General features: G+C 64.6%; 4 protein-coding genes. All 4 read left to right on the top strand.

Translation table 11 applies throughout. The annotated features are described in order from the left end of the window. A partial coding sequence (locus EOA36_RS26925; protein WP_245464478.1) for a sugar ABC transporter substrate-binding protein occupies positions 1 to 1,206 on the top strand: 1,206 nt, incomplete at its 5' end. A 311-nt stretch (positions 1,207 to 1,517) separates the two neighbouring features. Beyond that, on the top strand, positions 1,518 to 2,441 hold the full coding sequence (locus tag EOA36_RS26920; protein ID WP_127280142.1) for a sugar ABC transporter permease: 924 nt from the start codon (positions 1,518 to 1,520) through the stop codon (positions 2,439 to 2,441). Further along, complete coding sequence (locus EOA36_RS26915) at positions 2,441 to 3,298, top strand: carbohydrate ABC transporter permease (protein ID WP_127280141.1); 858 nt, start codon at positions 2,441 to 2,443, stop codon at positions 3,296 to 3,298. Before EOA36_RS26920 ends, EOA36_RS26915 begins: the two co-directional genes overlap by 1 nt. Before the next feature lie 21 nt (positions 3,299 to 3,319). After that, the coding region (locus EOA36_RS26910) for a glycoside hydrolase family 127 protein (protein WP_145969324.1) at positions 3,320 to 5,191 on the top strand (1,872 nt) is incomplete at its 3' end.

Here is a 5,191-nt window from a genome sequence, read left to right as displayed (position 1 = left end):
GTTCTGGGTGGCGGCCTTGGTGCCGCCGCCGAGACCGCCAACATCTGGGTGCGCGCCGACGGCTCGAACTTCATGCCGAGGATCGTCGACGCCTTCAACAAGGCGAACAAGGACCAGGTCAAGCTCGACATCATCCCCAATGCCGAGATCATCCCGAAATATGGCGCGGCCGCCGCTGGCGGCACGGCGCCCGACGCGCTGTCGCTCGACCTGATCTACACCCCGTCCTTCGCCGCCGCGGGCCAGCTCGAGGACATCACCGACTGGGCCAAGTCCCTGCCCTATTTCGCCAGCCTGTCGCCGGCGCATGTGAAGACCGGCACCTACAAGGACCATATTTACGGCCTGCCCTTCTCGGCCGACGCCTCGGTGCTGATCTGGAACAAGAAGCTGTTCAAGCAGGCCGGCCTCGACCCCGAGAAAGGTCCCACCAACTGGGCCGAGATCGAAGCCGACGCCGAGAAGGTCAACGCGCTTGGCGGCAACATCAAGGGCTTTTATTTCTCCGGCAATTGCGGCGGCTGCAACATCTTCACCTTCACGCCGCTGATCTGGGCCTCTGGCGGCGACATCCTGTCGGAGGACGGCTCCAAGGCGACGCTGGACAGCCCGCAGCTGCGTGGCGCCATCGATCTCTACCGCTCCATGGTCAAGAAGGACCTGGTGCCGGCGGGCGCGCAGACCGACACCGGCGCCAATTTCTTCGCCGCCTTCGCCGCCGGCAATATCGGCATCTCGCCCTCTGGCGCCTTTGCCATCGGCGCGCTCAACACGCAGTATCCCAATGTCGACTACGGCATCACCTTCCTGCCGGGCAAGGATGGCAACTGGTCGTCCTTTGCCGGCGGCGACAATTTCGTCGTCACCAAGGGCACCAAGAAGCTCGCCGTGGTGAAGGCGTTCCTGGACTTCGCCTATTCGCTCGAGGGCCAGACCATCCTCGCCAAATACGGCAGCCTGCCGGTGCGCGGCGACATCGCCAAGGACGCGCTCAAGGATCTCGATCCGCGCTACCAGATCGCCGCCGAGGCGATGGCGAAGGGCAAGACGCCCTACTCGGTGGTGTTCAACGATTTGATCAACTCCGCCAACGGCCCATGGACGCAGATGATCAACGAGGTGTTCTTCGGCGACGACGTCGATGGCGCGATCGCCAACGCCCAGGAAACCATGCAGTCGATCATCGACCAGGCGCCGCAGAAATAGGCGCCTGTCCGGCCGCCCGCCTGTCTCCCTGGGCGGGCGGCCGGAAATTGTTTTGGTTCAAATGGCAGGGCTATCGCGTTGAGAAGACTCGGTTGCATCTCCGCTTCGGAGCGTCGGAGGGTTGGTTCTCCCTTCTCCCCTTGTGGGAGAAGGTGGCCTCGCGAAGCGAGGTCGGATGAGGGGTGCTCCAGCTTGGCAACAAGTTCGAAATCGCACCTGCCTCATTGCTTGGCGCACCCCTCAACCGTCTCGGCGCTGCGCGCCGATCCACCTTCTCCCACAAGGGGAGAAGGAAGAACGAGCACCCAGCCATGACCACTATCACATCCACCGCCCCGCCCCGCACCCGCAAACTCGTCGGCGCCTGGCGTCGGCAATGGATCGGCCTGCTCTATGTCGCGCCGGCGATCGCGCTGGTCATGCTGTTCTTCGTCATCCCGCTCGGCATGACGGCGTGGATGTCGCTGCACAATTGGCCGCTGATGGGCGAGCATTCCTTCATAGGCCTCGGTAATTACTGGGCAATCCTGCGCGATGCCAGGTTCTGGAACGCGCTGAAATTCACCGGTTTCTACACGCTGGTCGTCACCATCGCTATCTTCGCCGTCGCCTTTCCGCTGGCGATCTTCATCGAGCGGCCGCGCCCGTTCACCAATGTCTACCGCACCATGTTCTTCATGCCGGCGGTGGTCGGCTTTGCCTCGGCGAGCCTGCTCTGGTCGTGGCTGCTCAACGTCGATTCCGGCCTGTTCAGCCCCGCCGCCTACGACCTCGGCCTGATCGACAGGAAGTTCAACCTGCTCGCCACCTTCCAGCCGGCCTTCTGGTCGATCATCGCCATGGTGGTGTGGAAAGTCGCCGGCTTCACCATGATCATCCTGATGACCGGCCTGCAATCGATCCCGCAGGACCTGCAGGAGGCCGCCGTCATCGACGGCGCCGGGCCGTTCGCAAGGTTCCGGGCGATCACCTTGCCGCTGATGCGCCGCACGCTGGCGCTGGCGCTGATCCTGTCGGTGGCCGGCTCGATCCTCGCCTTCGACCAGTTCTACATCATCCTGCGCGGCGGCCCGCGTAACCAGACGCTGACGGCGGTCTACTGGATCTTCAACCAGTCGTTCGTGTCGTTCAAGCTCGGCTATGGCGCGGCGCTGTCGATGGTGCTGCTGGTCATTCTGGTGGCGCTCAGCCTCGTCCAGCTCTGGCTGCTGCGCAAGCCCGAGGGGCTCGACTGATGGCGCAGGCGATATCAGCCAGAGGCAAGCTCGCCGCCCGCCTCGCCAGGCACTCCACCGGCATCATCGCCTCGGTGCTGTTCGTGGCGCCGATCGTGTGGACGGTGCTGTCGGCCTTCAAGCCGGCGCAGGAGGCGCGCCTGCCGCCGCTGCCGCCCTGGCCGACCACGGGCTTCTCGCTCGAGAACTATCAAACGCTGAACAGTTTCGGCGACGGCCTGTGGGTCTCGGCGCAGAACAGCATCTATGTCTCGGTGATGACCGTCATATTGTCGGTCATCGTCAGCGTGCTCGCCGGTTACGGCTTCTCGCGGTTTCGGTTTCCGTTCAAGGACCTGTTCTTCGTCCTCATCCTGTCGACGATCATGATCCCGTTCCAGTCGATCCTGACGCCGATCTTCCTGGTGCTGACCAAGCTTGGCCTGCACAACACGCTGACCGGGCTGGTCGGCGTCTATGTGACGCTTCAATTGCCGTTCTCGATCTTCATGATGCGCAACGCCTTCGACGCGGTGCCGCGCGAGATCGAGGAGGCCGCTCGCATGGACGGCGCCGGCAACGCCACCATGCTCATAAAGGTGATGCTGCCGCTGGTCTGGCCTGGCGTCGTCACCATCGCGCTGTTTGCCTTCCTTGGCGCCTGGAACGAGTTCCTCGCTGCCCTGGTGCTGATGACCGACCAGTCCAAATTCACGCTGCCGGTGATGATGACCGCGCTTCAGTCGGGCCGCTTCGGCGCCATCGACTGGGGCGCCGTGCAGGCGGGCGTCACCGTGATGATGGTGCCCTGCCTGATCCTGTTCCTGGCTTTGCAGCGCTTCTACATCCGCGGCCTGATGGCCGGGGCCGTCAAGTAATCGATCGAATGGAGTGAGTTCATGACAGCATCGCCATCCCCCCGGCCCGCCACCACAGCCAGGCCCAGGGTCGCCTTCCGCCCGCTGCCGGTGCCGCAGGTCGACGTGCGCGGCTTCTGGGGCGACCGCGCCGAGGCGGTCGCGACGCGCACCGCCGACATCCTTTACGACCGCTGCGTGGAGGCGCGCATGCTGGAGCAGATCGACCCCGACCGCCCCTCGCCCGGCATCGTCATTCCCTTCCATTCGCCGTCGCCCGACGAGGCCGCCTCCCCCGGATTCACCGGGTCGACGGTGACCACGCAGATGTTCTGGGATTCCGATCTCGGCAAGACGATCGAGACCGCGGCCTATTCGCTCTACCGGCGCAAGAATCCCGAGCTGGAGAAGAAGATCGACGCCGTCATCGACATGTATGGCAGACTGCAGCAGGAAGACGGCTATCTCTCCAGCTGGTACCAGCGCATCCAGCCCGGCAAGCGCTGGACCAATCTGCGCGACTGCCACGAGCTTTACTGCGCCGGCCACCTGATCGAGGGCGCGGTCGCCTACTACCAGGCGACCGGCAAGCGCAAGCTGCTCGACATCATGTGCCGCTATGCCGACCATATCGCCTCGGTACTCGGCCCCGAGCCCGGCAAGAAAAAGGGCTATTGCGGCCATGAGGAGATCGAGCTGGCGCTGGTCAAGCTGGCGCGGGTGACCGGCGAGCGGAAGTACATGGAATTGGCCAAATACTTCATCGACCAGCGCGGCCAGCAGCCGCATTATTTCGACGAGGAGGCCCGCGCTCGCGGCGCCGATCCGAAGGCCTATCATTTCAAGACCTATGAATACAGCCAGTCGCACATCCCGGTGCGCGAGCAGGACAAGGTCGTCGGCCATGCGGTGCGGGCCATGTACCTCTACTCTGGCATGGCCGACATCGCCACCGAGTATGGCGACGACACGCTGCGTGTGGCGCTCGACCGGCTGTGGGACGACCTCACCACGAAAAACCTCTACATCACCGGCGGGCTGGGGCCGTCGGCGCACAATGAGGGCTTCACCAGCGACTACGACCTGCCCAACGAAACCGCCTATGCCGAGACCTGCGCCTCGGTCGGGCTGGTGTTCTGGGCCAGCCGCATGCTCGGCATGGGGCCGAACGCCCGCTATGCCGACATGATGGAGCGCGCGCTCTACAATGGCTCGATCTCCGGCCTGTCGCTCGACGGCTCGCTGTTCTTCTACGAGAACCCGCTCGAAAGCCGGGGCAAGCACAACAGATGGAAATGGCACCGCTGCCCCTGCTGCCCGCCCAATATCGGGCGCATGGTCGCCTCTATCGGCAGTTATTTCTACAGCCTGTCCGACGATGCGCTGGCGGTTCACCTCTACGGCGACTCCACCGCCCGCTTCGACATAGCGGGCGTGCCCGTGACGCTGACGCAGGCGAGCCGCTATCCCTGGGACGGCTCGGTCGAGATCACGGTCGAGCCGCAGGCCGCAGTGGAGTTCACGCTGCATCTGCGGGTGCCGGGTTGGAGTTCCGCCGCCAGGCTCGAAATCAACGGCGAGACGATCGACCTCGAGGACGTGACCAGCGACGGCTACGCCGCCATCCGCCGCAGCTGGAAAAAAGGCGACCGTGTCAGGCTCGACCTCGAAATGCCGATCGAGCGGCTCTATGCCAATCCCGAGGTGCGGCAGGATGCCGGCCGCGTCGCGCTGTCGCGCGGGCCGCTGATCTACTGCGTCGAGGCGACCGACAATGACACCAGCCTGCATCGACTGACCCTGCCGCGCGCAGCCGGCATCGAGGCGCATGACGAACCGGACCTGCTCGGCGGCGTGGTGACGCTTGCAGCCACGGCGCAAGCCGATGCCGGCGACGGCTGGCAGGACGGGCTC

Source organism: Mesorhizobium sp. M8A.F.Ca.ET.021.01.1.1, assembly GCF_003998025.1.
In the GTDB taxonomy this organism is placed as follows: Bacteria; Pseudomonadota; Alphaproteobacteria; order Rhizobiales; family Rhizobiaceae; genus Mesorhizobium.
The sequence above is the reverse complement of the archived record's forward strand: the minus strand, read 5'-3'. Positions and strand labels throughout refer to the sequence as shown.

Coding starts and splice junctions, on each gene's coding strand:
- EOA36_RS26920 (WP_127280142.1), top strand. CDS start 1,518: ATGACCACTATCACATCCACCGCCCCGCCCCGCACCCGCAAACTCGTC.
- EOA36_RS26915 (WP_127280141.1), top strand. CDS start 2,441: ATGGCGCAGGCGATATCAGCCAGAGGCAAGCTCGCCGCCCGCCTCGCC.